General features: G+C 45.2%; 24 protein-coding genes. 15 read left to right on the top strand and 9 right to left on the bottom strand.

Annotated features, from left to right (window positions below):
* Positions 1–33 precede the first annotated feature (33 nt).
* Both NCI00_RS08785 and NCI00_RS08780 read right to left on the bottom strand, forming a co-directional pair.
* Entirely contained in the window at positions 34–1,401 is a 1,368-nt protein-coding gene (locus NCI00_RS08785; RefSeq protein ID WP_253526757.1) for an HlyD family secretion protein, read from the bottom strand.
* Positions 1,402–1,427: 26 nt separating this feature from the next.
* Complete coding sequence (locus NCI00_RS08780; RefSeq protein WP_253526756.1) at positions 1,428–3,614, bottom strand: peptidase domain-containing ABC transporter; 2,187 nt, start codon at positions 3,612–3,614, stop codon at positions 1,428–1,430.
* A gap of 176 nt (positions 3,615–3,790) precedes the next feature.
* On the opposite strand from NCI00_RS08780, the gene NCI00_RS08775 reads away from it, so the two are divergent.
* The 6 genes from NCI00_RS08775 to trmD all read left to right on the top strand — a co-directional run bounded on the left by NCI00_RS08775 (position 3,791) and on the right by trmD (position 8,975).
* Positions 3,791–4,534, top strand: coding sequence for a hypothetical protein (locus NCI00_RS08775; RefSeq protein ID WP_253526755.1), 744 nt, complete (start codon positions 3,791–3,793; stop codon positions 4,532–4,534).
* Between the two features lie 67 nt (positions 4,535–4,601).
* Positions 4,602–6,302: a S8 family serine peptidase gene (locus tag NCI00_RS08770; protein WP_253526754.1), complete on the top strand. Its 1,701-nt coding sequence runs from the start codon at positions 4,602–4,604 to the stop codon at positions 6,300–6,302.
* 16 nt (positions 6,303–6,318) lie between these two features.
* On the top strand, positions 6,319–7,020 hold the full coding sequence (locus NCI00_RS08765) for a DsbA family oxidoreductase (protein ID WP_253526753.1): 702 nt from the start codon (positions 6,319–6,321) through the stop codon (positions 7,018–7,020).
* Positions 7,021–7,133: 113 nt separating this feature from the next.
* On the top strand, positions 7,134–7,658 hold the full coding sequence (locus NCI00_RS08760) for a 30S ribosomal protein S16 (protein ID WP_114461141.1): 525 nt from the start codon (positions 7,134–7,136) through the stop codon (positions 7,656–7,658).
* 70 nt (positions 7,659–7,728) lie between these two features.
* Positions 7,729–8,298, top strand: a complete 570-nt coding sequence (rimM, locus tag NCI00_RS08755) for a ribosome maturation factor RimM (protein WP_253526752.1) — start codon at positions 7,729–7,731, stop codon at positions 8,296–8,298.
* 2 nt (positions 8,299–8,300) lie between these two features.
* Entirely contained in the window at positions 8,301–8,975 is a 675-nt protein-coding gene (gene trmD, locus NCI00_RS08750) for a tRNA (guanosine(37)-N1)-methyltransferase TrmD (protein WP_114065334.1), read from the top strand.
* A gap of 33 nt (positions 8,976–9,008) precedes the next feature.
* Here the strand turns inward: trmD and NCI00_RS08745 are convergent, their stop codons facing one another.
* The 3 genes from NCI00_RS08745 to NCI00_RS08735 all read right to left on the bottom strand — a co-directional run bounded on the left by NCI00_RS08745 (position 9,009) and on the right by NCI00_RS08735 (position 13,451).
* A complete protein-coding gene (locus NCI00_RS08745; protein ID WP_253526751.1) occupies positions 9,009–10,493 on the bottom strand; it encodes an NAD(P)H-hydrate dehydratase in 1,485 nt (494 codons plus the stop codon).
* 10 nt (positions 10,494–10,503) lie between these two features.
* A complete protein-coding gene (locus tag NCI00_RS08740) occupies positions 10,504–12,441 on the bottom strand; it encodes a polysaccharide biosynthesis protein (protein WP_253526749.1) in 1,938 nt (645 codons plus the stop codon).
* 95 nt (positions 12,442–12,536) lie between these two features.
* A complete protein-coding gene (locus NCI00_RS08735) occupies positions 12,537–13,451 on the bottom strand; it encodes a TIGR01777 family oxidoreductase (RefSeq protein ID WP_253526747.1) in 915 nt (304 codons plus the stop codon).
* Between the two features lie 462 nt (positions 13,452–13,913).
* On the opposite strand from NCI00_RS08735, the gene uvrB reads away from it, so the two are divergent.
* Positions 13,914–15,932: an excinuclease ABC subunit UvrB gene (uvrB, locus tag NCI00_RS08730; protein ID WP_253526745.1), complete on the top strand. Its 2,019-nt coding sequence runs from the start codon at positions 13,914–13,916 to the stop codon at positions 15,930–15,932.
* A gap of 23 nt (positions 15,933–15,955) precedes the next feature.
* Entirely contained in the window at positions 15,956–16,357 is a 402-nt protein-coding gene (locus NCI00_RS08725; RefSeq protein WP_253526744.1) for an acyl-CoA thioesterase, read from the top strand.
* 1 nt (position 16,358) lies between these two features.
* Here the strand turns inward: NCI00_RS08725 and NCI00_RS08720 are convergent, their stop codons facing one another.
* Together NCI00_RS08720 and NCI00_RS08715 are read right to left on the bottom strand one after the other, a co-directional pair.
* Positions 16,359–16,613 (bottom strand): Txe/YoeB family addiction module toxin, encoded by a 255-nt coding sequence (locus NCI00_RS08720; protein ID WP_253526743.1) that lies wholly within the window; start codon positions 16,611–16,613, stop codon positions 16,359–16,361.
* A gap of 3 nt (positions 16,614–16,616) precedes the next feature.
* The gene (locus NCI00_RS08715; RefSeq protein WP_166557749.1) at positions 16,617–16,871 is read right to left on the bottom strand and encodes a type II toxin-antitoxin system Phd/YefM family antitoxin; all 255 of its coding nucleotides are present in this window, start codon (positions 16,869–16,871) and stop codon (positions 16,617–16,619) included.
* A gap of 126 nt (positions 16,872–16,997) precedes the next feature.
* Between NCI00_RS08715 and arfB the strand changes: the two genes are divergently transcribed.
* The 3 genes from arfB to nadC all read left to right on the top strand — a co-directional run bounded on the left by arfB (position 16,998) and on the right by nadC (position 18,945).
* The gene (gene arfB, locus NCI00_RS08710; protein WP_253526742.1) at positions 16,998–17,399 is read left to right on the top strand and encodes an alternative ribosome rescue aminoacyl-tRNA hydrolase ArfB; all 402 of its coding nucleotides are present in this window, start codon (positions 16,998–17,000) and stop codon (positions 17,397–17,399) included.
* 3 nt (positions 17,400–17,402) lie between these two features.
* A complete protein-coding gene (locus NCI00_RS08705) occupies positions 17,403–17,942 on the top strand; it encodes a GNAT family N-acetyltransferase (protein ID WP_253526741.1) in 540 nt (179 codons plus the stop codon).
* A gap of 169 nt (positions 17,943–18,111) precedes the next feature.
* Positions 18,112–18,945: a carboxylating nicotinate-nucleotide diphosphorylase gene (gene nadC / locus NCI00_RS08700; protein ID WP_253526740.1), complete on the top strand. Its 834-nt coding sequence runs from the start codon at positions 18,112–18,114 to the stop codon at positions 18,943–18,945.
* Positions 18,946–19,105: 160 nt separating this feature from the next.
* On the opposite strand, the gene NCI00_RS08695 is transcribed toward nadC, so the two are convergent.
* Positions 19,106–19,855, bottom strand: a complete 750-nt coding sequence (locus NCI00_RS08695) for a hypothetical protein (protein WP_253526739.1) — start codon at positions 19,853–19,855, stop codon at positions 19,106–19,108.
* A 355-nt stretch (positions 19,856–20,210) separates the two neighbouring features.
* On the opposite strand from NCI00_RS08695, the gene NCI00_RS08690 reads away from it, so the two are divergent.
* From NCI00_RS08690 to NCI00_RS08675, 4 genes are all read left to right on the top strand, one after another.
* On the top strand, positions 20,211–20,615 hold the full coding sequence (locus tag NCI00_RS08690) for a hypothetical protein (RefSeq protein WP_253526738.1): 405 nt from the start codon (positions 20,211–20,213) through the stop codon (positions 20,613–20,615).
* 6 nt (positions 20,616–20,621) lie between these two features.
* On the top strand, positions 20,622–21,278 hold the full coding sequence (locus NCI00_RS08685) for a hypothetical protein (protein WP_253526737.1): 657 nt from the start codon (positions 20,622–20,624) through the stop codon (positions 21,276–21,278).
* A 192-nt stretch (positions 21,279–21,470) separates the two neighbouring features.
* The gene (locus NCI00_RS08680; RefSeq protein ID WP_253526736.1) at positions 21,471–22,301 is read left to right on the top strand and encodes a sensor histidine kinase; all 831 of its coding nucleotides are present in this window, start codon (positions 21,471–21,473) and stop codon (positions 22,299–22,301) included.
* 38 nt (positions 22,302–22,339) lie between these two features.
* Positions 22,340–22,990 (top strand): response regulator transcription factor, encoded by a 651-nt coding sequence (locus NCI00_RS08675; protein WP_114065349.1) that lies wholly within the window; start codon positions 22,340–22,342, stop codon positions 22,988–22,990.
* Between the two features lie 14 nt (positions 22,991–23,004).
* On the opposite strand, the gene NCI00_RS08670 is transcribed toward NCI00_RS08675, so the two are convergent.
* The gene (locus NCI00_RS08670) at positions 23,005–24,120 is read right to left on the bottom strand and encodes a fatty acid desaturase family protein (RefSeq protein ID WP_253526734.1); all 1,116 of its coding nucleotides are present in this window, start codon (positions 24,118–24,120) and stop codon (positions 23,005–23,007) included.
* Positions 24,121–24,157: the final 37 nt, after the last annotated feature.

The following is a 24,157-nucleotide window of genomic DNA, read 5'->3' as shown; positions in this document are numbered from 1 at the left end:
AAACCTCTGTTTGTTTGTTCACTTAAGAACTAACTATTTTTTCGCTTCTTTTTCGCCCTCTTCGGGTAATATATCGGCCAGATAATCAGGCGGGAAGCCGTTAAGCTGACGCCAGATTTCCCACCAAATAGGCACATCTTGAAGCATGACAAAACCGTTTACACCCGAACCGATACGGAGTTGTTCGGGCCATTTTTCGTTTTCGTTTCCTCGCTGATTGGTTTTGATTAATAAACGGTATTGGCCGTTTTTGCTGTTTACCCGGTCAACAACCGCCACAGACCCACCAAAAGTGCCGACTGATGTGCCAGGCCAACCCGAAAATTGCAACGCGGGCCAACCGTCAAACTCTAGGCGTACGTGGCGGCCGGGGGCAATCAATGATAAATCCATGGCTTTGACGTACAGTTCCACCGCCAATTCGGGTTGCCGAGGTTGCAGGGTTACAATCGACTCGCCTTCTTTGATGGTTTCGCCGATTCCCGCTTTGAGGGTCTTGATGACGTAGCCGTCTTGGGGTGAACGAACCACGTATTGGTCGCGCCGGATGCGGATATTTTCGTATTTATTTTGAAGTTTTGAAAGCTCCGACTCTCCCTCAGCCACGCTCGAAAGAGCCGTACTGCGGTCAGAAAATGCCTTAGCAATGTCTTTGCGGTAATCGGCTTCTACCGAGCTCAACTCAATACGGGCGTTGATTAACTCATTGCGGGAAATACTAAGTTTTTGGGTTTGCGCCACCACTTTGGCTTGGTCTTCTTGTAGCTTGAGGCGTCGGGTTTCGAGGTCAACCAACGAAATGGTACCTTCCTTGTACATTACCTCTGCCCGGTCGAGGCGCTCTTTGGCAATTTGAAAATTGCGATTAACGGCCACCATGTCGGCGCTGTCGCTGCGAACCTTCATTTGAGATTGGATGACTTTATTGCGGGCCTTTTCTAAGCTAAACTGCAATCCTTGACGCAGGGCAGCAATTTGATTGTCAGTGGCTTCTATTTTGGCTTTATACGCGGCAATGCCGTCGGTTTTTGCCTGAATTTGTTCTTTGGTACGTACCAGAACCTGCGGGTCAAAATAGTCATCTTTTACTTCTGTGATGACCAAAATAGTGTCTCCTTTCTTGACGTAATCGCCCTCCCGAACATTCCAGCGGGCTATTTGTCCAGCTACCGCATTTTGTACATTTTGAGGTCGGTCCTGAGGTGTGAGGGCCGTTACGTAGCCTTTTCCGTTGATGTTTTGTTGCCACGGCAAAAACATTACCAACAGCAAGGCAATGACAATGCCCAAAATCCATCGGTAAACGATTCGGGCCGTTTTGGGCGAATGCAGGGTATTAAGCGAATTTACTTCTTTTTCTATGGCGGGTATATTCACCCGTTGCTTTGATAAGTTCAGCATCGTGTTCTGTTTATAAATCAAACCACTTATTTTTCCGGTAAAGAGAGGTGTTTGAGTACACTCTTGTAAGGGCCTTCGGCAATAATTTCTCCTTCGTTCATGACGATGACCCGGTCGCAAGCACCCATAAACTCAGGCTCGTTTGACAATACCAACAATGTCCAATTATTGGAGGAATCGGTCAGTAAATCAATGATACGTAGGCGTTCATTGCGCTCAATTTCCCGGAGAGCGTCGGTATAAAGCATTAGTTTTGGTTGAGTTAGCAAACAACGCGCCAAGGCAATTTTGGTGACAAAACTAAGGGAAAAGCGCCGCCCCCCCGAAATAATGGGAGTACTGAGTCCTTCTGGAAGGGATGAAATTTCATCGGTCAAATTCAATTTGTCGAGCACTTCCTGCAATTGTTCAAGCGTGATTCCTCCCCGACCCATGGTGAGGTTTTCGAGGATGGTTCCGTCAAAAATTTCCTGATTAGGAAAGTTCATACTTACGTGGGTTCGGAGCAGATTCATATCCAAATCACGCAAGGAGATGCCATTGTACATCACACTGCCTTCGTAGCTGCTTAGGATTCCAGAAAGTACTTTGAGCAGAGTATGCTTGCCAGAACCATTTTGTCCAGTGATGCAAATTCGCTCCCCGGCTTTGACATCCAGATTGATATTTTTTAGCGCTGCTTTGGCCGCACCAGCGTAGGTGTAACTCAAATTGTGGGCTTTCAGTGCCATTTCTTCCTTGGGAGTTTTGAAGGTAAGGCCGCCGTCTTTTTCGAGAGGGAGGTCGCTTACGTAGCCGAGTTTATCCACCGCTGTCAACAAATCAAAGACCACGTCAATGCTTAAAAAGAGCTTTTCGACCGCTCCCGTCAATAACACTATCACGATTTCAGAGGCTACAAACTGTCCAAGTGAAATTTGACGGTTAACCAACAGGTAGGTTCCTAACACCAACAAACCTCCTATGACCAATACTTTGAAAATCAGTGCGTAATAATAAAACCCTTGAAGGATTTTGAAGTGTTTGGTCCGGTAAGTGAGGTAGTTGGTTACCAACCCGTCCATTCGTTGAATGGGTAGATTGGTGGCGCCTGCTGTTTTGAACGAGAACAGTGTCCCAGCCATTCCTTCCAGCCAAGCCACTACGCGGTATTTATATTTGGATTCTTTGATGCTGGTTTCCAGTCCTTTACGGCCATTGAGGCGAACAATGGTAAAGAAGACAAAAATAACAAAGAAGCTGAAAGCGATAAAGAAAGGGTGATAAAATGACAGCAACAACAGTCCGAAAACAATTTGAAGAACTGCACCCGTGAGGTCAATCAAAAATTTGGGCAGGGCCTTCTGAACCGTCAGTACGTCGAAAAAACGGTTCATTAATTCCGTCGGGTTATCCTGTGAGAGCCCTTCGGAATTGAGGCGAGGAACACGGTAGGTAAATTCAAAAGCCGCTTTGGCAAAGATGCGCATTTGGAGGGTTTCTACCAGCGTTACCTGAATGATTTGCATTATACCGCTGCCTATTAATCCCAAAACCACCAAACCCATCAGTACATATACCGAACTAAAGATAGAGCCACTAGAAACCAAACTAAAAATGGCCTGCACGCCCAACGGCAGAATCAGGCTGATAAGCCCCACTACAACTGCGTAGAAATAAATATAGCCAATGTCTTTTCGTTCGTTTCGAAGCAGGCGCGTGAGGCGCTGGAGTGGTGATAAATCTTCCTTTTCTGCTTGTCGCAGTGAGCTGTCGTCACTGACCAAGGGCTGCATCGGAAAGGTTGTAATGTAGACTACTTGTCCGTTTTTGCTGGGGTCGGGGTGATTCCTAAACAGGAGCGGGTCTTTACAGCTTATTTGTTCGGAAGGCTCGTAGGTAATCACTGGCGACCAGGCTATTTTTTGGCCTTGGAAATCGCTCCCGCCAATGATTGGGGTGAGTCCTATGTTTAGTTGTTCAAAATAGAGAACTGGATACGCCGAGCTGTTGATTAATTCGTCAAATTGGTCAACGGGGCAACTGTTGACGATGATGGTTAAATCACTTAAACGCGCCGAGTTGCTTAGTGCTTCAATAAAACGGTCAATGTCTTTGGCGGTATAGGTATTGGACTGTTCCACTAAGTCTACTTTGGCTTTTTGAGCCACCACGGGTTGGCCAGTTGCCAAAACCAATTGCTCAACTATTTGCTTAATGTATTGTGAATTCATGGTACGAGTGGGTAGTGAAAAAAATAGGCATTCGCAATAATTGATTTTAACATTTATCGATTATCCAGTATGCTGTTGAACTAAAAAGCATAAAGAGGTTATATTTGTTCCGATTTTTTTCAATTCTAATTTAATTCTAATTTTAGGCTTTTAGTAAGGCAATAATAACCCATTTTATGTATTTTTTGTCATATTTTACATTTTATAAGTCCAATAATGTGCTACTGAAATACGCAGGTCGCTATTTTATGTTATTTATGGTTCTGGGAGGATGTACGCAGCAGAAATGTGATGACTGCCTGAATCAGCCTGCGGGTTCGGCGTTTTTTCCAACTGAAGTGGGCCGTTTTGTGGAATACGACGTCAGAGAAGAAGCGTATACACTCGACGGCAGCGTGGCCGTTCGGCAGTACCAATTGAAAGAAGTCGTGGCCGAACGTTATACCGACCCAACAGGGAAGCCCGCTTATCGAATCGCCCGTTTTCGTCGCGGTGCCGAGGGGCAACGCTGGCAAGCTGATTCTACGATTACGTTGCGGTTGTTGACTGACCATGCCGTGCGCAACGAAAACGGCAAAGACTACGTAAAGATGTTGTTTCCCCCCGCGGAAATGAACGTGTGGAACGGCAATCTTTATAATAATGTAGGGGAAGATAATTACGAACTGAAAAACGTCAATAAACCTTACACATCAGGAACAACAACGTTTGACCGGACGGCTACGGTTATCCAGCAAAATGATTCGACGCTGGTAAATCAGGACAAACGCGTGGAAGTATACGCGGCCGAGGTTGGATTGGTATATCGTGAACGAATCCAATTGCAATTTTGCTCGTCTTCGTCGGCCTGTGTGGGAAAAGCAAAAATCGACTTTGGCACCCGGCAATATTTTCGGTTTAAAACCGCAGGCAAAGAATAAAACAAAAGAACGGTTTTGTACGTATTGATATAAAGATTTTTCATCCAAATGGTAATCAGGAACAGCTATGAATTTCAGTTTACATCGCAGAAAGGGTGGATTGGGTGAGTTTGCGCCACCAAGGGCCCTTTTTTATGGGTTATTAATGGCGGCTTACCTGCTGATGTCGGGGGCGCAGGCGCAGCAGGCCAAGTACCTTGTATTATTGAAAGACAAAGCAGGCACAACGTTTACGGTTACCAAACCTGAAGCGTTTTTGAGTCAACGCTCCATTGAACGGCGTCAACGTCAGAATATACCCGTTAGCACCCGCGATTTGCCCGTAAGTGCTTCTTACTTAGCTCAAATTCGGCAAACAGGTGCCAAAATTTGGTATACCTCGCGTTGGTTGAATGCCGTACTGGTCGAGGCCACTGCCGCGCAGCTTACGGCCATTCGTGCCTTGCCTTTTGTGAGTGGCTTGGAGTTTGGGAGAGCGCTGAAAAATGCCCGGCTGTCGGCTGAAAATCAAACCGCAACCACCCTTCAAAAATTTGGACAAGAAAGCCTTGATTATGGTTCTTCCCAAAATCAAATAGAAATGTTGGGCGCCCACAACATGCACGACCAAGGGTACAGTGGTGCTGGAATGTTGGTGGCAATTCTGGATGGTGGCTTTAGAAATTCAAATACAAACCCTGCCCTGAAGCCAATTTTTGATGACAAAAGGGTAGTGGCTACTTACGACTTTGTTGCCAAAGAAACGAGTGTATACGAGGATGATTCGCACGGTAACAATGTATTTAGTATCATGGCGAGCTATTTGCCCGGGTCATTGATTGGGCCTGCTTACAGTGCGTCGTATGTGTTGCTACGCTCAGAAGATGCGGGCTCAGAATCGCATCTTGAAGAAGCTAATTGGCTTTTTGCGGCCGAATACGCCGATAGCCTGGGCGTGGATGTGATTAATACGTCGTTGGGTTATACCGAATTTGATAACCCCGCCGACAATTACACCTATGCCGATATGAATGGTCGTAATGCGCTCGTAACGAGAGCCGCCGATTGGGCCGCTGGCGTTGGCATGGTGGTAGTGGCATCGGCTGGCAATGAGGGCAGCAGCCCTTGGAAATACATAGGCGCTCCCTCCGACGGTGATTCTGTGTTGGCGATTGGGGCCGTTAACAGCTTAAAAGGATTGGCGGCTTTCAGTTCGTTGGGGCCATCGGCCGATGGCCGCGTTAAGCCCGATGTCAGCGCCCGTGGACAAGCCACGACGCTCTCAAACCAGAACGGAACCGTTACCACGGGCAACGGTACTTCGTATTCTGCACCGCTGATTGCGGGGTTAGTAACGGCTTTTTGGCAATCGCAACCGTATCTAACGGCCATGCAAGTGATAGACTGTATTCGCCGGGCGGGAGATCGTTTCGGTGCTCCGACACCCCAATTTGGATACGGCATACCTACTTTTGAAAGCGCAGTTCGGGTGGCCAAGGAAAGATACCCTGTCACGGCTATTGCGGATTGGATAAAGCCCGTTGATGCTCATATTTATCCCAATCCGTTGGGTGCTTCCTCGGAAGTAAACATTTATTGGGGCGCGCTTTATGCGGGAAAAAACGTGTCGGTTCAACTGCTAGATGCAGCGGGACGGGTGGTGTATCAACAGTCGGTTCTGGCAAATGAGGCCACGTCCAAAATGACTTTTCCGCCCTTGGCCAATGGCGTCTATTTCTTAAAAATGAACGATAATCAACGTGAGAGGGTTTTGAAGGTAATTAAATAAACACAAAAATTGCCTAATGAAACCGCATCTTAAAATAGACATTGTATCTGATGTAGTATGTCCTTGGTGCTATATTGGAAAGCGTCGCCTCGAAAAAGCCATTGAGCAACTAAAAGACGACTATACTTTTGAACTTCGTTATTTACCCTTTCAACTTTCGCCCGATACCCCTGCCGAAGGCGAAAATACCAAAGAGCGTTTGGTTGCTAAGTTTGGTAGCGAAGACCGTTACAATCAAATTATTCAACAGGTTTCGGGCGTGGCAGCGGCTGAAGGCTTGCGTTTTGATTTAGAAAACCAAACGGTATCTCCCAATACCCATACGTTGCACCGTTTGATTGGCTACGCCCAACAACAAGGCAAACAATTGGAAATGGTCGAGACACTTTTTAAGGCTTACTTTGAAGATACCGTGGATTTGACCCAAACCGAAACCGTCGTACAACTTGCCACGAGTATTGGCTTGGATGCCGAAAAAGTGCGTGAGGTATTGGTAGGCAACGTTGGGGCCGAAGAACTCGATAAGCAATTGTATCAAAATCGATTGATGGGGGTAAGTGGAGTGCCGTATTACATCATTAACGATAAATATGCCGTTTCGGGGGCGCAGCCTACCGAACTGTTTTTGGAAGCCTTGCCCGAAATCGCCCTAAAAGCGCCGATTCAAGCCCCCGTTGCTGCTGGCGAAGCCTGTGATATTGAGACAGGTGTGTGCTGATTTTTCTGATTTTATGGGAAGTGCCTATTTTATTTTTTATAAAAAAACCGTACTTTTGCGCCACGTTTCATCCGAAGGACGTGATCCTTCATAAGTAAACCAATGCAAATACCATGGTAAGAATTCGTTTAGCGCGTCGTGGACGCAAAAAAGCAGCTATGTATGATATCGTTGTAGCTGATGCTAAAGCACCACGTGATGGTCGCTTTATTGAGAAATTGGGTACATACAATCCAATCTCGAATCCAACTAAGATTGTTTTGAACGTGGACAAAGCGGTAAAATGGCTCCTTAACGGTGCTCAGCCTACTGACACAACCCGTTCTATTCTGAGCCACGAAGGTGTATTGATGCGTAAACACTTGCAAGTAGGTGTAATCAAAGGCGCCATTACCCAGGAAGTAGCTGACGAACGTTTCGAAGCTTGGAAACAAGAGAAGCTTGGAAGAGTTGAAGCCAAAAAAGATGGCTTAGACAAAAAACAAGCAGTTACAAAATCAGCTCAATTGGAAGCTGAACGTAAAGTAAATGAAGCTCGCGCTGCTGCTATTGCTAAGAAAAACGTAGTGGAAGAAGCTCCTGCTGCAGAACCTGCCGCTGAAGAAGCTGCTGCCCCTGCCGAAGAAGCTGCTGAATAATTGTGAAAGCTTTCATAAATGGTATGAGCCTCTTTTGATAGGTTCATACCATTTTTTTTAATACGAAATTATGCAGTACAACGATTGTTTTCAATTAGGACACATCACCCGTACCCACGGCACGCGCGGTGAGGTCGTCATTTTTCTGGATGTTGATTTTCCAGAAGATTATGAGGAACTGGATTCGGTGTTTGTAGAAATAAAAGGGCAGCTTGTTCCTTATTTTATCAAAAATATCAACGTTCAGAAGGGCAGTAAGGCCATTGTGAAATTTGAGGATATTAACTCCATCGAAGCCGCTACGCCGCTGATTAACTGCGCGTTGTTTCTGCCCGAAGAAAACTTGGATGAGTTGGACGGAAGCCAATTCTATTACCACGAAATCATTGGATTTAAAGTGGTGGATGAAAAATTGGGCGCGCTTGGCACCGTTACGACGGTTTATACGATGTCAACGCAAGATTTGATTGCGATGAGTTATAACGGACATGAAGTACTGATCCCCGTCAATGATGACATTGTTTTGAAAGTGGATCGTGAACAAAAAATCCTGCATGTGGTGTTGCCCGAAGGATTGTTGGAAGTATACACCGAAGAAACCACCACGCCCGAAGACGGACAGGAAGACGAACAAGAATAATTATGCGCATTGATATCATCACTTGTTTGCCGCGTTTGTTGGATAGCTTTTTTGCTCATTCTATCCTAAAACGCGCCCAAGACGCCAACCACGCACAGGTACACGTACACGACCTGCGCGATTATTCCACCAACAAACAGCGTCAGGTGGATGATTATGCCTTTGGTGGGGGGGCAGGCATGGTGTTGATGATTGAACCGATTGCTAAATGTATCCGTCAATTACAGGCAGAGCGCACGTACGACGAAGTAATTTATATGACTCCCGACGGGGAACGTTATGAGCAAAAAATGGCCAATCGGCTGTCGATGACCGAGAATCTTATCATTTTGTGTGGGCATTACAAAGGCGTTGATGAGCGCCTTCGTGAACACTTCATTACCAAAGAAATCAGCATTGGAGATTATGTACTGTCGGGCGGAGAGCTTGCCGCTTGCGTCGTTGCTGATTCCATCATTAGGCTTATTCCGGGGGTATTAAATGACGAAACTTCGGCCTTAACGGATTCATTTCAGGATAATTTACTGGCCCCACCAGTATATACCCGCCCTGCCGAATTTGAGGGTTGGAAAGTCCCCGACATTCTGCTTTCGGGCCATGAGGCCAAAATTTCAGATTGGCGTTTTCAGCAATCTCTCGAACGCACCCGTACTCGTCGGCCCGATTTACTAGATTGAACTTTTAGCAGGGGGTAAATCTCATTTTCTTCGTTACCATCCCATCTCATTAATAATATCAGACGCAATAAGCGCGGGTTGCGTGCATTTTTGGGCGGCGCGGTCGCCAGCATTACCGTGCTGAAATACGCCGAAAATAGCCGCATCGGTGGGAGGCATTCCTTGAGCGAGTAAGCCCGTAATAATTCCCGTCAAAACATCCCCACTGCCACCCGTTGCCATGCCCGGATTACCTGTTGAATTAAAATGAATGCTTCCATCGGGCAATGCTATCGCGGTGTGAGCGCCTTTCAGACAGACGATGAGCTGATGTTTTTGGGCAAATGCGCGCAACAAGGCTAGTTTTTCAAAATCATCTTTCCATTGATTATTCAGCAACCTTTGAAACTCCTTAGGATGTGGGGTTAAAATGGAATTTTTGGGTACAAAATGCAGTAAATCAGGATGTTTGCTGAGAAGATTGAGGGCATCAGCGTCCAAAACAATGGGTGAAGAAAGCGAACTTAAAAGCCCCTGTAACATCAGGAGGGTTTGTGGGTCTTGCCCCAACCCTGGGCCAATTCCGATGGCGGAATAAGGTTCAATGTCGGGAACGGTTGTATTGACCATCCAATGCCAGTCGGGAAGCACCATGGCTTCGGGGAGGCTTGTTTGAAGAATGTCGTAGCCACAACGCGGCGCCTGTACCGTCAGGAGTCCAGCCCCTGAGCGGAGACAGGCCTTGGCTGACAGCACTATTGAGCCCATTTTGCCGTAACTGCCGCCAATCAACAAAGCGTGTCCAAAAGAACCTTTGTGCGAATACTTTTTACGGGTTTTAATAAGGGGCGATAGGGTAGCTGCCGTGGTATAAAAATAAGGGGTTGGCGTTTGGGCCTCGTAACTTTCCGAAAGGCCAATCGAAACAAGATGCCATTCACCAACGTACTCGGCGCATTGAGGCTGAAAAAAAGCCAATTTTGGGCACTGAAAAGCAATTGTGTAGGCAGGCTTGATGATGGCTTCTGAGGAATCATTGGGAGCATCGGCAAAAAGACCACTGGCGATGTCGACCGAAATAGTCATTGCTTCCGAATCATTGACTTGCTGAATGACTTTGGCGATGAGCCCCGTGGCGGGTCGGGACAGGCCCGAACCTAGCAGCGCATCAATGACAAAAGAGTTGGGGGAAAATATTGGAATTTCTGCCTCTTGTTCAATCCATTGAATGGAGGTTTGTGGATGCAGTCGTTGCAGATTTTGGGCAAAATCGGGTGTACCCTTTTCGGTATGTTTTACAACGTAGACCTTAACAGGGTAACATTTTTGAATCAATATTCGGGCGATGGCCAAGCCGTCTCCTCCATTATTGCCCATTCCGCAGATGATATTGACTGGGCGTTGATCATCAAAGTGGGCACAAAACCATTTTACAAACGCAACGGAGGCGCGCTCCATTAAATCAATGGAATGAATGGGCTCGTGAGCAATGGTAAATGCATCCCATGCACGTATTTCATTTACGGAAAAGACTTTCATTGGTTGTTGATTAACTGAGTTCTAATCCATCCAATTCTTCGTACATCGAGTTGTTGCTGATGAATTCTGGCACAATCGTTTTTAAGTGCGTAACCATCAGGGCTTTGTCGCCTTCTCTGAGCGCTTTTCGTAGGTCTTGAAGCGAGGCCGTAATTTCGGTAAAAGGGGAAGAATATACCTTTGCAATCTGAATTTTGGGGTGGTAGGTGGCAACGGTGCGCTCTTTGTCGCTCAGTAGCTCTTCGTAAAGTTTCTCTCCAGGCCGTAGGCCAGTATACGTGATTTGGATGTCTTTCTCCAGACGTAAACCAGAGAGTTTAATCATTTTTTGGGCTAAATCGGCAATTCTAACGGGTTCGCCCATGTCAAATACGAAAATTTCGCCGCCTTTGCCCATGCTTCCAGCTTCCAACACCAATTGACAGGCTTCGGGGATGGTCATAAAATAGCGGATAACGTCAGGGTGGGTGACGGTAATCGGCCCGCCTGCCTGAATTTGTTTCTGAAACAGCGGGACCACCGAACCATTGGAACCGAGTACATTTCCAAAACGGGTGGTGATAAAACGGGTACTATTGGGGAAACGATTGTTGAGACTTTGAACGTACAATTCGGCCAAACGCTTGGTTGCGCCCATCACATTGGTGGGGTTGACCGCCTTGTCGGTCGAAATCATAACAAATTTATTGACACCCGTTTCGACGGCCAAATCTGCCAGAATTTTTGTCCCGAAAACGTTTACTTTAATCGCCTCGTAGGGGTGGTCTTCCATCAGCGGAACGTGCTTGTAAGCGGCCGCGTGAAAAACAAAATGAGGATGGTACTGACTGAAAATATGCCGCATCCGGATTTCATCCGTTGCATCGGCTACTTGTAAAATAACCCTTGTTCCGTCGCCTAAATATTTTCTGAATTGTTGCTTTAATTCATTATCCAAATCATAAAGCCCCGATTCGGATTGGTCGAGTAAAATGAGAGTTTTGGGCTGAAAACGAATCAGTTGACGAATGATTTCACTACCGATAGAACCCGCCGCGCCCGTCACCAACGCCACTCTGCCAGCCAGTTGGCGGCTTATGTTTTGGTTATCAATTTGAATGGGGTCGCGTTCGAGCAAATCTTCGATACGGATATTACGGATTTCTTCCGTTTTTAGTTGATAGTCACCCAGTTTGTCATAAATAGAGGGGGCTACTTTGACGATGATGTCCTGCTTTAAAAAACGCTCAATGATTTGGTTTTTACGCTGTGGTTTAATGTCGTTGATGGCCAAAATTACTTCAATATCTTCTGGATTATGGCCTTCGATGAACTGATGGACGGCGTCTGATTCGGAATAAACCACGACTCCTTCAAGTGATTTAAAACTTAATGACGGATTATCATCAATGAATCCAAGGATGTTGTATTTTTTGTGGCGGTTGCGGAGCAGGGTGTTTTTGATTAAAATTCCCAGTTCTCCCGCACCATAAATCAGAACGTTTACTTTTTCTCCAGGAGCGTTGACAATCAGCGTTTTGTAAATATTTTTCACCAATAAACGACTCGCAATCATCAAAAACAAAGAGATGAAATACTCAATGCTAAGGATGGAAATTGGAATGTAAAAAAGGTTGTTGTCGGTAGTGCGAGACAAAGCCACCGAGATAATCATGGTCAGCAGACTACTCGTTGTAATGGCCTTAAAAATCAGGGAGGTATCGGCAATGCTGGTGTGGCGAACAATGCCCGTATACGACCGAAAATAGAAGAAAAAAATGATTCTGTTGGCCAGCAGAACCAACAAATAGTATTTATAGAGCGACCAGTTTACGGCCGAGATTTCGAGGTTGAATCGGAGGGTACAGGCAATAAAAAAAGCGACAATAACGACTGCTATATCAATGGCTAATATCAAATGTCGTGATACGAAGCGGGTAGAATATTTAGTCAGTAAATGCTCAATCATTGGATGTAAAACTGCAATTTTACTTGAAATAGGGTAAAATTTAATTGTCAAAGTTAAAAAAACATTTCAAAACTGTACTATGGTTCTTTGCCTTTTTAGGATTTAAGCAAGTCTTGGAGGGCCGCTGATACGGATTCAAATGAGTAGGTAAAATCGGTTGTTTTTGTAATCCTATCGTTAACTACATAATTGCTTCCGAGTACTACATCTGCCATTTGGCCAAACAAAATTTTTAAAGCGAAAGAAGGAACATTTGGAAGCCATAGGGGGCGTTTCAACACATTAGCTATTTGACTTGTTAAGTCTTCATTCGTCACAGGTGCAGGGGCGACTGCATTGTAAATACCACTCCATTTTTCATTCTCTAGGGCTTCAATGTACATTTTACATAAATCCTCAATGTGAATCCATGAAACCCATTGCTTGCCGCTACCAAGCGGAGAGCCAACTCCCCAGCGAATGGGGGCGGCGATTTTAGGCAATGCGCCTCCTTCTGTACTCAACACCACACCCACCCGCAATTTAGTGGTTCTGACCCCTACATTATGGATGAGCTCTGAGGCGTTTTCCCAGGACCGAGTTACGTGAGATAAAAAATCTGTGCCAGAGCGGGTTTCTTCCGTTAAACGAATGTCGCCAGTATTTGCCCCGTAAAAACCCGTTGCCGAAGAAGATACAAAGGCTTTTAACTTATAGGGACGTCCTTGTAAGTGACGGGCAATGAGCTCAATGCTTTGGGTACGACTCGTGATGATTTCTTGTTGCCGCGCGCGCGTCCAACGTTGGTCGGCAATTCCTGCTCCCGCCAAGTGAATCAAATAGTCAGCTTTGGCCAAGGCCTCTTCTTCGATGATTCCTTTGGCAACGTCCCATTTATACACCTTCACATGGGGGACTGGTTCTTTTTTTCGACTAAGGTAAGAGACTTCATAGCCCTTTTCCAATAAAAGTGTGGTAAGGCGGCTTCCAATCATTCCGGTGCCTCCCGTAATTAAAACAGTTTTTGACATCTTGTGCCTTTTTTACATGAGTTGAAAAGAGTACTAACCTATAAACTAAATATACGCCCAAAAAGTGGTACAGACCCGAAAAAAATACCGTGAAATAAGCGCGGGCCTTGTATTGAAGGCCTTATCCTTAGGTAATTGATGAAGTAAAAAGCATGTGTATTTTTGAGGTTTATGGTATTGATAGTGTGTTTTTTGCTGTAATTGATTAATAAAGAGCGGTTTGTGTGCGATTCTGTTGCTATTGTGTACTTGTAAAGCAAATTATAGGATATATTTTTTTGTTATTTATATAGTTTGGCATTATCCTTGTTCACTTCACTGCGTATATAATAGAGTAGGGTAATTTGGCATTAGCCTCACTTCTTTGAAGTGAGGCCATGTTTTTTTATGGGGATGAAGTAATTAGAGCGAACTTTTAAAATAAGTTAGTTTGTTACCAATTATGGACTTAACAGCCTTCTTATGTCATTTAGACTCATTTCTGATTATCAACCCACTGGAGACCAACCGCAGGCCATTGCCAAATTAGTAGAAGGAATACGCGAAGGAGAGCGGGCCCAAACCCTTCTGGGGGTGACTGGTTCGGGAAAAACCTTTACCGTGGCCAATGTGGTAGCGCAACTGGACCGACCGACCTTGGTGTTGAGCCACAATAAGACCCTTGCTGCTCAGCTGTACGGAGAGTTCAAACAGTTTTTTCCCGATAATGCCGTCGAATACTTTATCAGTTACTACGACTACTACCAGCCAGAAGCGTACATTTCAACCACCAACACCTACATTGAGAAAGACATGGCTATCAATCAGGAGATTGATAAGTTGCGTCTTTCAACGGTTTCGTCTTTGATGTCGGGGCGGCGTGATGTGCTCGTGGTGGCGTCGGTGTCGTGTATTTATGGCGCGGGCAATCCCGAAGAATACCGAAAAAGTATATTGCGCGTTGGGGTGGGCGAAATCATGAGTCGAAACCAGTTTTTGTTTCGATTGGTTGAAATTCTTTACAGTCGCACCGAGGCGGAGTTTGCTAGAGGGAATTTTAGGGTCAAAGGAGATACCGTCGATATTTATCCCAGCTACGCTGATTTTGCGTATCGTGTTATATTCTTTGGCGATGAAATTGAGGAAATTCAACGTATAAATCCCACCAACGGCAAGAAAATCTCGTCCGAAAAAATGGTAGCTATTTTCCCCGCCAATTTATTTGTGACAGGGCGAGAGGTGCTGTTGAACGCCATTCACGAAATTCAGGATGATTTGGTGGCTCAAGTGCGCTATTTTGAGTTGGAAGGCCGACACATGGAGGCCCAGCGCATCAGGGAGCGTACGGAGTTTGATATGGAGATGATGCGCGAACTTGGGTATTGCTCTGGTATCGAAAACTACTCGCGCTACTTTGACCGCCGTAAGCCTGGCGAACGCCCGTTTTGTCTGATTGATTATTTCCCGGAGGATTTTCTGCTTGTGGTGGACGAAAGCCACGTGACCATGCCCCAAATCAGGGCCATGTGGGGAGGCGACCGCTCGCGTAAAGAATCTTTGGTAGACTTCGGATTTCGATTGCCAAGCGCGTTGGACAACCGTCCGCTTACTTTTCAGGAATTTGAAGAATTGGCTGGACAGTCGGTGTTTGTGAGTGCTACCCCCGCTGACTACGAATTGCGCCGAACGGACGGCGTAGTGGTAGAGCAGATTATTCGACCAACGGGTCTGCTTGACCCCGAGATTGAAGTGCGGCCGAGCATCAACCAAATTGATGATTTGTTGGAAGAAATTGATAAGCGAGTCAAACGAAACGAACGTGTATTGGTGACAACGCTCACCAAACGGATGGCGGAAGAATTGAGCAAATATTTGGAACGCGTGGGAGTGAAGGGGCGCTATATTCACTCCGAGGTAAAAACCCTCGAACGGGTTGAAATCCTGCGCGATTTGCGCCTGGGGGCGTTTGATGTGTTGGTCGGCGTTAACCTTCTGCGTGAGGGGCTAGACCTGCCTGAAGTATCTTTGGTGGCCATTATGGATGCCGACAAAGAAGGTTTTCTCCGTGATATTCGTTCGTTGATTCAGACCATTGGCCGCGCGGCGCGTAACGAAAACGGTAAAGTGCTGATGTATGCCGACCGAATGACGGGCTCAATGCAAAAAGCGATTGACGAAACCAACCGTCGTCGAGCCATTCAGTTGGCTTATAATGAAGAAAATGGCATTACGCCCAAAACTATTTTCAAAAGCCGCGAAGCCATCATGGAGCAGACTTCGGTGGCAGATTCCAGAGGGCCTGGAAAACGGTTTTATGTGGAGCCAGACGAGATTCGGATTGCGGCCGACCCCGTTATTCAATATTTGGGCAAGCCCGAAATTGAAAAACTGATTGCCGAGACCCAGCGTAAGATGGAAATTGCGGCCAAAGAACTCAACTTTTTGGAGGCGGCCCGTTATCGTGATGAGATGTTGCAGCTAAGAGAAAAATTGAAGAACTAAACTTTCGAACTTACGATTCCCCGATGTCGCCTAACGCTGCTTTCGCACTAACGATGGTTGTTTCAGCCGCAGATATTGACGAACTTAATCACGTCAATAACGCTGTTTATCTGCAATACGTGCAAGAAGCAGCCATGAGCCATTGGCAGAGTGTAGCCTCAAAATCCCTTCAGGATGAGGTAGTTTGGATGGTAAGACGTCATGAAATAGATTATTTGCGACAGGCCGTACTGGGAGATACGCTCCTCATCAAAACGTGGGTAGGCCAATACACCGCCGCCACTTGGGACCGGCATTATGAGATTTATCGGGTCAGTGATAATCGGTTATTGGTCAAAGCTATGAGCGTTTGGGTGCCGCTCGACCGCCAAACCCATAGCATCAAACGCCTTGAAGGGGCGTTGTTAGAGTGCTTTTTGGGGTGAGTCAATAATGAAATCTGCATTGAAGAATATGGATTCGGTCATTGAGCACTTGGTAAACTAGACGATGTTCCTCGGTTATTCGTCGAGACCAATATCCACTTAGGTTTGCTTTCAATGATTCAGGCTTTCCTTTTCCTTCAAATGGTGTCCGAAGACACTCTTTTATAAGTTCATTGATACGTTTGAGAACATTTTTATCAGTGCGTTGCCAATAGAGGTAATCCTCCCAGGCATCGCTGTCCCATGATAGATTCATTACTTAATCTCCAATTAAATCGTGGGATTCATACAGATTTTTTTTGCTTCTCTCAACTGCTTTCAGTAGTCTGTCGCGGTTATTTTCGGTACTGAGTAAATGCAGTGTCTCCAGAATGGAATTATATTCGTTAAGAGAGAGTAAAACGACATTTTTGTTCTCACTCCGGTTAATAATCACCAATTCACCGTCTTCTGTTACTTGGTCAAGGGCGGATTTGAGGTTTTTGCGGAAAGAAGAATACGTAACAACTTGCATATTTGTACATGATTTTGTACAAAATTACGTACTTTTGACGAAAACCCCCAAAAAATAACGATTATAAATGAAGCTCCTCATTGAAAGGGTGTAACGCTTCAAAATATGTAATAAAATTCGAATCAAATGAATCCTGAAATTCTTCACCCCGAACTCCTGTTTCAAACCGCACGCAGCGGTGGAAAAGGCGGGCAGAATGTAAATAAAGTCGAGACAAAAGTTGAGTTGCGCTTCGACGTCGCCAATTCATTGCTTTTGTCGGAAGAGGAAAAAGCCGTTTTATTGGAAAAACTCGCCAACAAATTGACCAATGAAGGTGTATTGGTGCTGTATCACCAAACCGAACGTTCGCAGTTGGGCAATAAAGAAAAAGTAGTCAAGAAGTTTGACGCCCTGATTCGCAAGAGTTTTGAAAAGCCCAAGCCGCGCAAAGCCTCAAAACCCACCGCAGCCTCCAAAGAAAAAAGATTACAGACCAAACAGCGCGACGCGGAAGTAAAAGCCATGCGTCGGAAAATATCGGAATAAGGAATGAGTGATTTTAATTTTGAAGTACAGCCGTTAACGGATATTTTACGAATAAAACACCTTGGTTATCAGACGTATTTGCCGCATTATGCGCATTTGTGGTACAACACTGAGGGCATAGATTGGTACTTGCATAAATGTTTTAATGAAACACAACTCGCCCTTGACTTAGCCAATCCTGACGTTTCTTATTATTGTATTCGGGTAAACGGTGAAGATACCGGTCTGCTCAAACTCGTCAAGAATAAAGCGCCGCTTGACCAAAACCCGCAGCAGTGCCTTTATCTCGAAAAAATCTATTTCCTGAAATCGTATACGGGTTTGGGGTTGGGCCAGAAAACCATGCATTGGGTATTTGAAAAAGCCCGTCAATCCCACTTTAAACAAGTTTGGTTGATGGCGATGGACTCTTCGCAAAAAGCCATTGAAAGTTATAAAAAAGCAGGCTTTTCGCTGCTTGCGCCTTCCCGTCTCGACGACATTGAGTTCAGTCGTTTGAAATCAGAGCTTCGGGGAATGGTGATTCTTGCCAAAAAAATATAACCCCCTTTTTTTTAGTAGATTTTTGTGGAATTTATTTCTCAACTCATAGGGGAATATTTTACCCCTTTTTACTCGAAGGGAGACCGATAGCGGCTCGCTACGGTGCTTAGACATTCATCAGATGACCGCGTGGGTTTGGGGTATACTAAACAAAAACTTATCTTGCGGCATGGATATTCGTGATTACATTCGTTTAGCAATTTCAGAGGATGTGGGCGACGGCGACCACACTTCCCTTTCTACCATCCCCCGCGACGCTGAGCGCCGCGCCCGACTGTTGGTCAAAGAAGACGGCATTGTGGCGGGAGTCGAGGTGGCCAAAATCATTTTTGAAGAAGTTGACCCGTTGTTGCAGGTGGAGCTTTTGATGCACGATGGGCAGGCCATTCAAAAAGGTGATATTGTTTTGACCGTTAGCGGCGATGCACAGGCTATTTTAAAGGCGGAGCGCTTGGTACTCAATACGATGCAACGCATGAGTGGTATTGCTACTTATACGCGTTCGTTGGTAAATATGTTGGATGGATTGCCAACCAAGCTCCTTGATACCCGTAAAACCACCCCTAATTTTCGGATTTTTGAGAAAATGGCCGTGAAAATCGGCGGAGCGGTCAATCACCGGTACGCGCTTTATGACATGATTTTAATCAAAGACAATCATGTGGATTATGCGGGGGGGATTGAAGCAGCCATTACGCAAGCCAATGATTATCTGGCTCGTACGGGACGAAAACTGCAAATCGAAATTGAAGTACGAAGCCTCACCGAACTGGAAGAAGCCCTGCGAGTAGGACGAATTCAGCGCATTATGCTCGATAATTTTAGCCTCGAAAACCTCCGCACTGCCGTAGAGCGAGTAGGCGGGAAGTACCCCACTGAAGCCTCGGGCGGTATCCGGGAAGATACAATTCGCGCCGTTGCCGAAACGGGCGTAGATTACATTTCATGCGGAGCACTTACCCATCAAATCAAAAGCCTTGACTTGAGCCTGAAAGCGTATTGATTTGCATTTGTATAATCTAAAAAAGGCGGATTTTTATCAAAACTTATTGATAAAAATCCGCCCTTTTTGACTTTATGTTGGAGGAAATATATTCCCCTTGAACCGAAGTAAAAAGAATGTAATATGCTAAAAATCAGGAAAATATCTTGTGTTTTTGTGGCTACTGGTTGATTGGAAAGCTAAGCCCGACGTAGAGCATTTGGGAGCGTAATCGAAAACGTCTATTGTCGTCTACGAGAATATTGTTTGTTTTATATTCACTCACTGCTAGTAGATAACTTACCTTGACCGCAACTCGTTCTGTAATACGCAAACGGGCAAATAATTCACTGTTTAGCGTGCCTTTTACATGGTCTTGGGGGAGTTGGAGTGCGAAGCCAGAGGGGCCAGCTTCTTGGTAGGTTCGGTGCAGGTTCAAAGAATCAACTTTGTTGAAACCCGAGGAGCCCAAATAAAAGCCAGAACGGCGTGTTCCTAAGGCAAAACCTAAAATATCGGCGTTGGCACCAAGGTCCAATCGGTTGAATAACGATAGCTGAAAACCTAGATTGAAATTAAAGGAAGTGATGGCTGTTTTGAGTTGAAGCGTATCAATATTCTGCATGACTAAGGGCGCATTGATGGCCAATCCCGACTTTCCACGGGTTAGTTCTGATGGGGCAGTTGTGTAGTCTAACGTATTGGTTCTCAGATGAGAACCTCTCACTCCCCAACCTACTTGGAAAATGCCTTTTCTATCCAGTTTGAGGTATTGATTGTAAAGAAAACCGATATTTAATGACTTATCTTTCCAAGCCACACCTACATCCATTCTGGTTTGGATGGGATTAAACAACTGGGCGTATGACGTTTTAGAAAAAAATGACAAATAGGTATATACTAATAAGGATAAAAATGCTTTAAATCTCATTTTTGGGCTAATTTTGGTTAGTTTGCTAATAACTTTACGTGCAAAAGAATATGTTTATTATTGAATCACAAAAGTTCGAGTGGTTATTTTTCTAAAAAACTAAAAAAGCCGGAGGCAACTGCCTCCGGCTTTTTTTCCTAACCTAACCTATGAGAAAAAATCTTGCATCATTGAGATGCTGATTCAACCAAACCCGTTACAAATGTCGTGCCTGAGGCCGAAATATTTTAGCGTAGAAATACCTGTTTTTCACAAAACGCAAATTTAGTTTCTTCAATTATCCAACGGTTTGCATATCTATAACCCCTTCCTTAGCTTGCGGCATTGTTTCACTTTTTTAATCCCTTTTACCAACATGCCAAAAATTGCAGGGCGCTTTTTTTCAAAAGCAGAAATCGACAAGTACCGTGGCGAATTTAAAAAAGCCCATCAGCCCCTAGCCGACGAGCCCAAAAATCCAGATGAAAACCGACAGGCAGAATACTTTAGCCGTGAGATATTGCAACAACTCCTCGACACTGGTTGCGACGGCTTGCGTATTTACTACGGCGTAGCGCCCGAAACCAACGGAGAAATTGACCCCGCAGGCACAGCCATGATGCGCCGCCTGTTTCTGGTGCCCGTAAAGATTGACGAAAAAGGCAACGGAAGAGATTTTCAGTTTAAAGCTATCAAAAGTGCTTCGGGTGAGAAGGATGGAACCCCAGGAGATGGCGGTGCCGGAGGGGGATTGCCTTGTCCCGGATTTTGTAATCCATAAAATTTTATGATTACTTTATTTCTTGCATATTTTGCTGATTTAAGTATTGTTATACCGACAATTATTGCAATAATTAGGAGGGGCTATTTTAATACTGACATTTACAAACTAATAGGTATCTATGGTTTTTTAACACTATTAAGAAATGCGGTGACCCTTATAATGAATCAGTTAGGAGTGTATAATATTTACATCTATAACTGGCATAATTTGTTGGAGTTTATTCTTATTGCAATCATTTACAAGATTGCTGTAAAAAATCACTATTTCAAATATTTAGCAATTGGGGGTATTCTTATTGTAATATGTACCGCATTTTTGGATTACAATACACTACTTAATTCCAAAACAAAAGACTTTAATCAATTTTCCTACAATGTATCAGGCTTTATTGCAATCGTTTTTATTCTTTTTTACTTTTATCAACTTTTGAAAAGCCTCCACGTTCCTAATTTGACAAGATACCCTTTGTTTTGGTTTAGTGCAGGTGCTTTACTTTATTATGCAGGTACCATATTTTCTTATATTTTTATTGAAACTACCTTTAACAGTACTATTGAATTGAGGCAACAATATTGGATGATTGATGCAGTCCTGTCAATAGTTTTCAGCGTTTTTCTTTGTTTTTCTATCTGGTACATGAAGCCAGAGAAAACCGTTTGATAATTTTAGCTGAAACGAGTATTCATCGTCGGCGAGGTTTTGTTAATTATAATGTAACCTCGCCGACGTTTAATCTCACACCATACCGAGTCATTCGCTCGGTTTTTTTGTGCCGTTAACTAAAAAAATAAAGCGTCCCGAGTTTTTCTACGTATTTTTGAGCGGCTCATATTACAGTCATCTAGCCCGGATATGGAATCTCCCTATGTCATCATTATCGGGACGGGCATCATGCTGATTATGGCAATGTTCATTGTGCTGTTTGTGATGTATTATCAACGCAAGCAGATTGAACAACAGATGCGCGTCAAAGACATGGAAGCCGAATTTCAACGTAAGCTTCTGGAGGTTTCTATGGCCTCGACCGAAGCCGAGCGCCGGCGCATTGCTCAGGATTTGCACGATGACATTGGGGCGTTGTTGTCGGTTACAAAATTGACATTCAATGCTTTATATGGCCAGCTAGGCTCCAAAGACCAAGCCGAGCGGCTTGCCAAGCAGGTACGAGAAGCCCTCGACGAAACCATCAGCCACGTGCGGCGCATCAGTCGCGAACTCGTGCCTACTACGCTGGAGCGCTTTGGGCTGCCGGCAGCGTTGCAGGAATTTGCGGCCAAAAGCATCGGCAGCCATACAGTTCGGATTACGTTTGGCTACTCGGGAGACGAAAATATACGTCTGGAGCCGAAGGTGGAACTGATGCTGTACCGGGTGGCGCAAGAACTTATCAACAATGCGCTCAAACATTCAGGCGGAACCAACGTTCACGTTCAGCTGTCGTTGCCGCCCGAAACTTTTGGCTTGGTTGTGGAAGACAACGGCCACGGGTTTAATTTGGAAGAGGCCCATACGCGCCCTTCGCCGGGGTTGGGGCTAGACAGCATTGAAGGGCGATTGCGGGTTATCAACGGAAAGATTAATTACGAAACGGGTCACCAAAAAGGTTGTCGTGCGGTGGTAGAACTCAGGCAGCTGGTGCTGTTTGAGAAAGCAAAAAAACGAGACGTAGAAAAAGCACAATAAGACGACGGGAGTAGACAAATACAAAGTGTAAAAATCGGATGGAAAAGATTAAACTCGTAATAGCAGATGATCATAACCTTTTCAGAAAAGGGATGACGGCTATGTTGAATCAAATCGGTGATTTTGAGTTAATTGGGGAGGCTGCCAACGGCAAAGAATTGTTGGATTTGCTGGCCCGCGTCACGCCCGACATTGCCCTGCTGGACCTTCAGATGCCCGTGATGGATGGGGTCGAAACGACCGAGCACATTCAGTCGCAGTTTCCGCACGTCAAGGTGATTATCGTTTCCATGCACGAAGAAGACCGTTTCATCATTCACCTGCTTGAAAAGGGCGTCAACGGCTATCTGCTGAAAGACTCCGAGCCGGGAGAAGTCGAAAACGCCATTCGCCGCGTCATGTCTGATGGTTTTTATTACAGTGATTTTGTATCCAAAGCCCTGCACCGCAAAGTAATCACGCGGGCTACGCCTCCAGCGCCGCTGTTTAACAGCAAAGTGCAAATCTCTCCGCGAGAAATGGAAGTATTACAACTGCTCTGCGAGGGCCTTTCAACGCTAGAAATCAGCGAAAAGCTGTTTGTGAGCCCCCGCACGGTGGAGGGCCACCGGTTGCGGTTGTTGGAAAAAACGGGCACTAAAAATACGGCGGGGCTAGTGGCATACGCGTTCAAAAACGATTTGCTTTAGCCCCGGCCAAGACGCTACCCGATGGCTTCGTTGAGGTCGGGAAGGCGTCCGAGTTGGTGCAGATTGGCAATGTGTGAGCGCAAAGCCACCCCAAACGACGGATTTTCTAAATAGGGAATCCCAAACTCTTCGGCGGTTTCTTTAACAATCGGAGCCAATTCTGGGTAGTGAACGTGTGCAATTTTTGGGAAAAGATGGTGCTCTACCTGAAAATTCAACCCGCCTACGTACCACGAAAGCCATTTGTTATGGCGCGAGAAATTGACGGTCGTATTCAACTGGTGAATGGCCCAATCGTTTTCGATGATGCCTTTTTCGTTAGGAAGCGGATGACTCGTTCCTTCTACCGCGTGGGCAAGTTGAAACACGGTGGTCAGAATCACGCCGCCTACAAAGTGCATCACCAAAAATCCAAGGATTACTTCGCCCAACGGCAAATGAAAGACCAACGTGGGTACGCCGATAATAATGGCAAAATAGATAACTTTTACCAGTGTGATTCTGAGCAGCGTCATGGCATTTTCTGCTTTGGTTCCCTTATTTACGCCGCTTCTGGTGAAGCCAATAAACTGAATGTAGTCTTTGGCCAATACCCAATACAGCGTCAAAATGCCGTAGAAAAAAAAGGCGTAAATCCACTGAAGTTGATGAAAGGATTTGACGGGCGTGTGGGGCGAAAACTTTAGCACCAACTTATCATTGATGTCCTCGTCGACGTGCACCACGTTGGTGTACATGTGGTGTAGCACATTGTGTTGCAGGTTCCAATTGAAGGTGGAGCCACCCAGCATATTGAGGTAAATATTACCAATCCAGTAGTTTGTTTTGGGGTTTTCTGAATACGCGCCGTGGTTGGCATCGTGCATTACGCTCATTCCCAGCCCCGCTAATCCCAGTCCCATCATAAACCACAGCGCAAGGCTGATGCCGAGGGGAGGTTGCAACCACAACAAAACGATAAAAGGAAGTAGATACATTGCCGTCAGAACTGCGGTTTTTATAATCAGCGTGCTGTTGGCGTTTTTTGAGAGTTGGCGGTCTTGAAAATAGGCATCGACTCTTTTCTTTAACGTAGGGAAGAATTGGTTTTTGTCTTTGTTTACGAATCTAATTTGTGTTTTTTGTTTCACTTTTCATAAGGTTAGGTGAACTGACTGGCATTAGTGG

It is taken from the genome of Runella salmonicolor (assembly GCF_024158025.1).
Lineage (GTDB): Bacteria > Bacteroidota > Bacteroidia > Cytophagales > Spirosomataceae > Runella > Runella salmonicolor.
The sequence above is the reverse complement of the archived record's forward strand: the minus strand, read 5'-3'. Positions and strand labels throughout refer to the sequence as shown.

What these genes read in the sequence shown, in the direction of transcription:
- NCI00_RS08785 (WP_253526757.1), bottom strand. Translation starts at nt 1,401, where the DNA reads ATGCTGAACTTATCAAAGCAACGGGTGAATATACCCGCCATAGAAAAA.
- NCI00_RS08780 (WP_253526756.1), bottom strand. Translation starts at nt 3,614, where the DNA reads ATGAATTCACAATACATTAAGCAAATAGTTGAGCAATTGGTTTTGGCA.
- NCI00_RS08775 (WP_253526755.1), top strand. Translation starts at nt 3,791, where the DNA reads ATGTATTTTTTGTCATATTTTACATTTTATAAGTCCAATAATGTGCTA.
- NCI00_RS08770 (WP_253526754.1), top strand. Translation starts at nt 4,602, where the DNA reads ATGAATTTCAGTTTACATCGCAGAAAGGGTGGATTGGGTGAGTTTGCG.
- NCI00_RS08765 (WP_253526753.1), top strand. Translation starts at nt 6,319, where the DNA reads ATGAAACCGCATCTTAAAATAGACATTGTATCTGATGTAGTATGTCCT.
- NCI00_RS08760 (WP_114461141.1), top strand. Translation starts at nt 7,134, where the DNA reads ATGGTAAGAATTCGTTTAGCGCGTCGTGGACGCAAAAAAGCAGCTATG.
- rimM (WP_253526752.1), top strand. Translation starts at nt 7,729, where the DNA reads ATGCAGTACAACGATTGTTTTCAATTAGGACACATCACCCGTACCCAC.
- trmD (WP_114065334.1), top strand. Translation starts at nt 8,301, where the DNA reads ATGCGCATTGATATCATCACTTGTTTGCCGCGTTTGTTGGATAGCTTT.
- NCI00_RS08745 (WP_253526751.1), bottom strand. Translation starts at nt 10,493, where the DNA reads ATGAAAGTCTTTTCCGTAAATGAAATACGTGCATGGGATGCATTTACC.
- NCI00_RS08740 (WP_253526749.1), bottom strand. Translation starts at nt 12,441, where the DNA reads ATGATTGAGCATTTACTGACTAAATATTCTACCCGCTTCGTATCACGA.
- NCI00_RS08735 (WP_253526747.1), bottom strand. Translation starts at nt 13,451, where the DNA reads ATGTCAAAAACTGTTTTAATTACGGGAGGCACCGGAATGATTGGAAGC.
- uvrB (WP_253526745.1), top strand. Translation starts at nt 13,914, where the DNA reads ATGTCATTTAGACTCATTTCTGATTATCAACCCACTGGAGACCAACCG.
- NCI00_RS08725 (WP_253526744.1), top strand. Translation starts at nt 15,956, where the DNA reads ATGTCGCCTAACGCTGCTTTCGCACTAACGATGGTTGTTTCAGCCGCA.
- NCI00_RS08720 (WP_253526743.1), bottom strand. Translation starts at nt 16,613, where the DNA reads ATGAATCTATCATGGGACAGCGATGCCTGGGAGGATTACCTCTATTGG.
- NCI00_RS08715 (WP_166557749.1), bottom strand. Translation starts at nt 16,871, where the DNA reads ATGCAAGTTGTTACGTATTCTTCTTTCCGCAAAAACCTCAAATCCGCC.
- arfB (WP_253526742.1), top strand. Translation starts at nt 16,998, where the DNA reads ATGAATCCTGAAATTCTTCACCCCGAACTCCTGTTTCAAACCGCACGC.
- NCI00_RS08705 (WP_253526741.1), top strand. Translation starts at nt 17,403, where the DNA reads ATGAGTGATTTTAATTTTGAAGTACAGCCGTTAACGGATATTTTACGA.
- nadC (WP_253526740.1), top strand. Translation starts at nt 18,112, where the DNA reads ATGGATATTCGTGATTACATTCGTTTAGCAATTTCAGAGGATGTGGGC.
- NCI00_RS08695 (WP_253526739.1), bottom strand. Translation starts at nt 19,855, where the DNA reads ATGAGATTTAAAGCATTTTTATCCTTATTAGTATATACCTATTTGTCA.
- NCI00_RS08690 (WP_253526738.1), top strand. Translation starts at nt 20,211, where the DNA reads ATGCCAAAAATTGCAGGGCGCTTTTTTTCAAAAGCAGAAATCGACAAG.
- NCI00_RS08685 (WP_253526737.1), top strand. Translation starts at nt 20,622, where the DNA reads ATGATTACTTTATTTCTTGCATATTTTGCTGATTTAAGTATTGTTATA.
- NCI00_RS08680 (WP_253526736.1), top strand. Translation starts at nt 21,471, where the DNA reads ATGGAATCTCCCTATGTCATCATTATCGGGACGGGCATCATGCTGATT.
- NCI00_RS08675 (WP_114065349.1), top strand. Translation starts at nt 22,340, where the DNA reads ATGGAAAAGATTAAACTCGTAATAGCAGATGATCATAACCTTTTCAGA.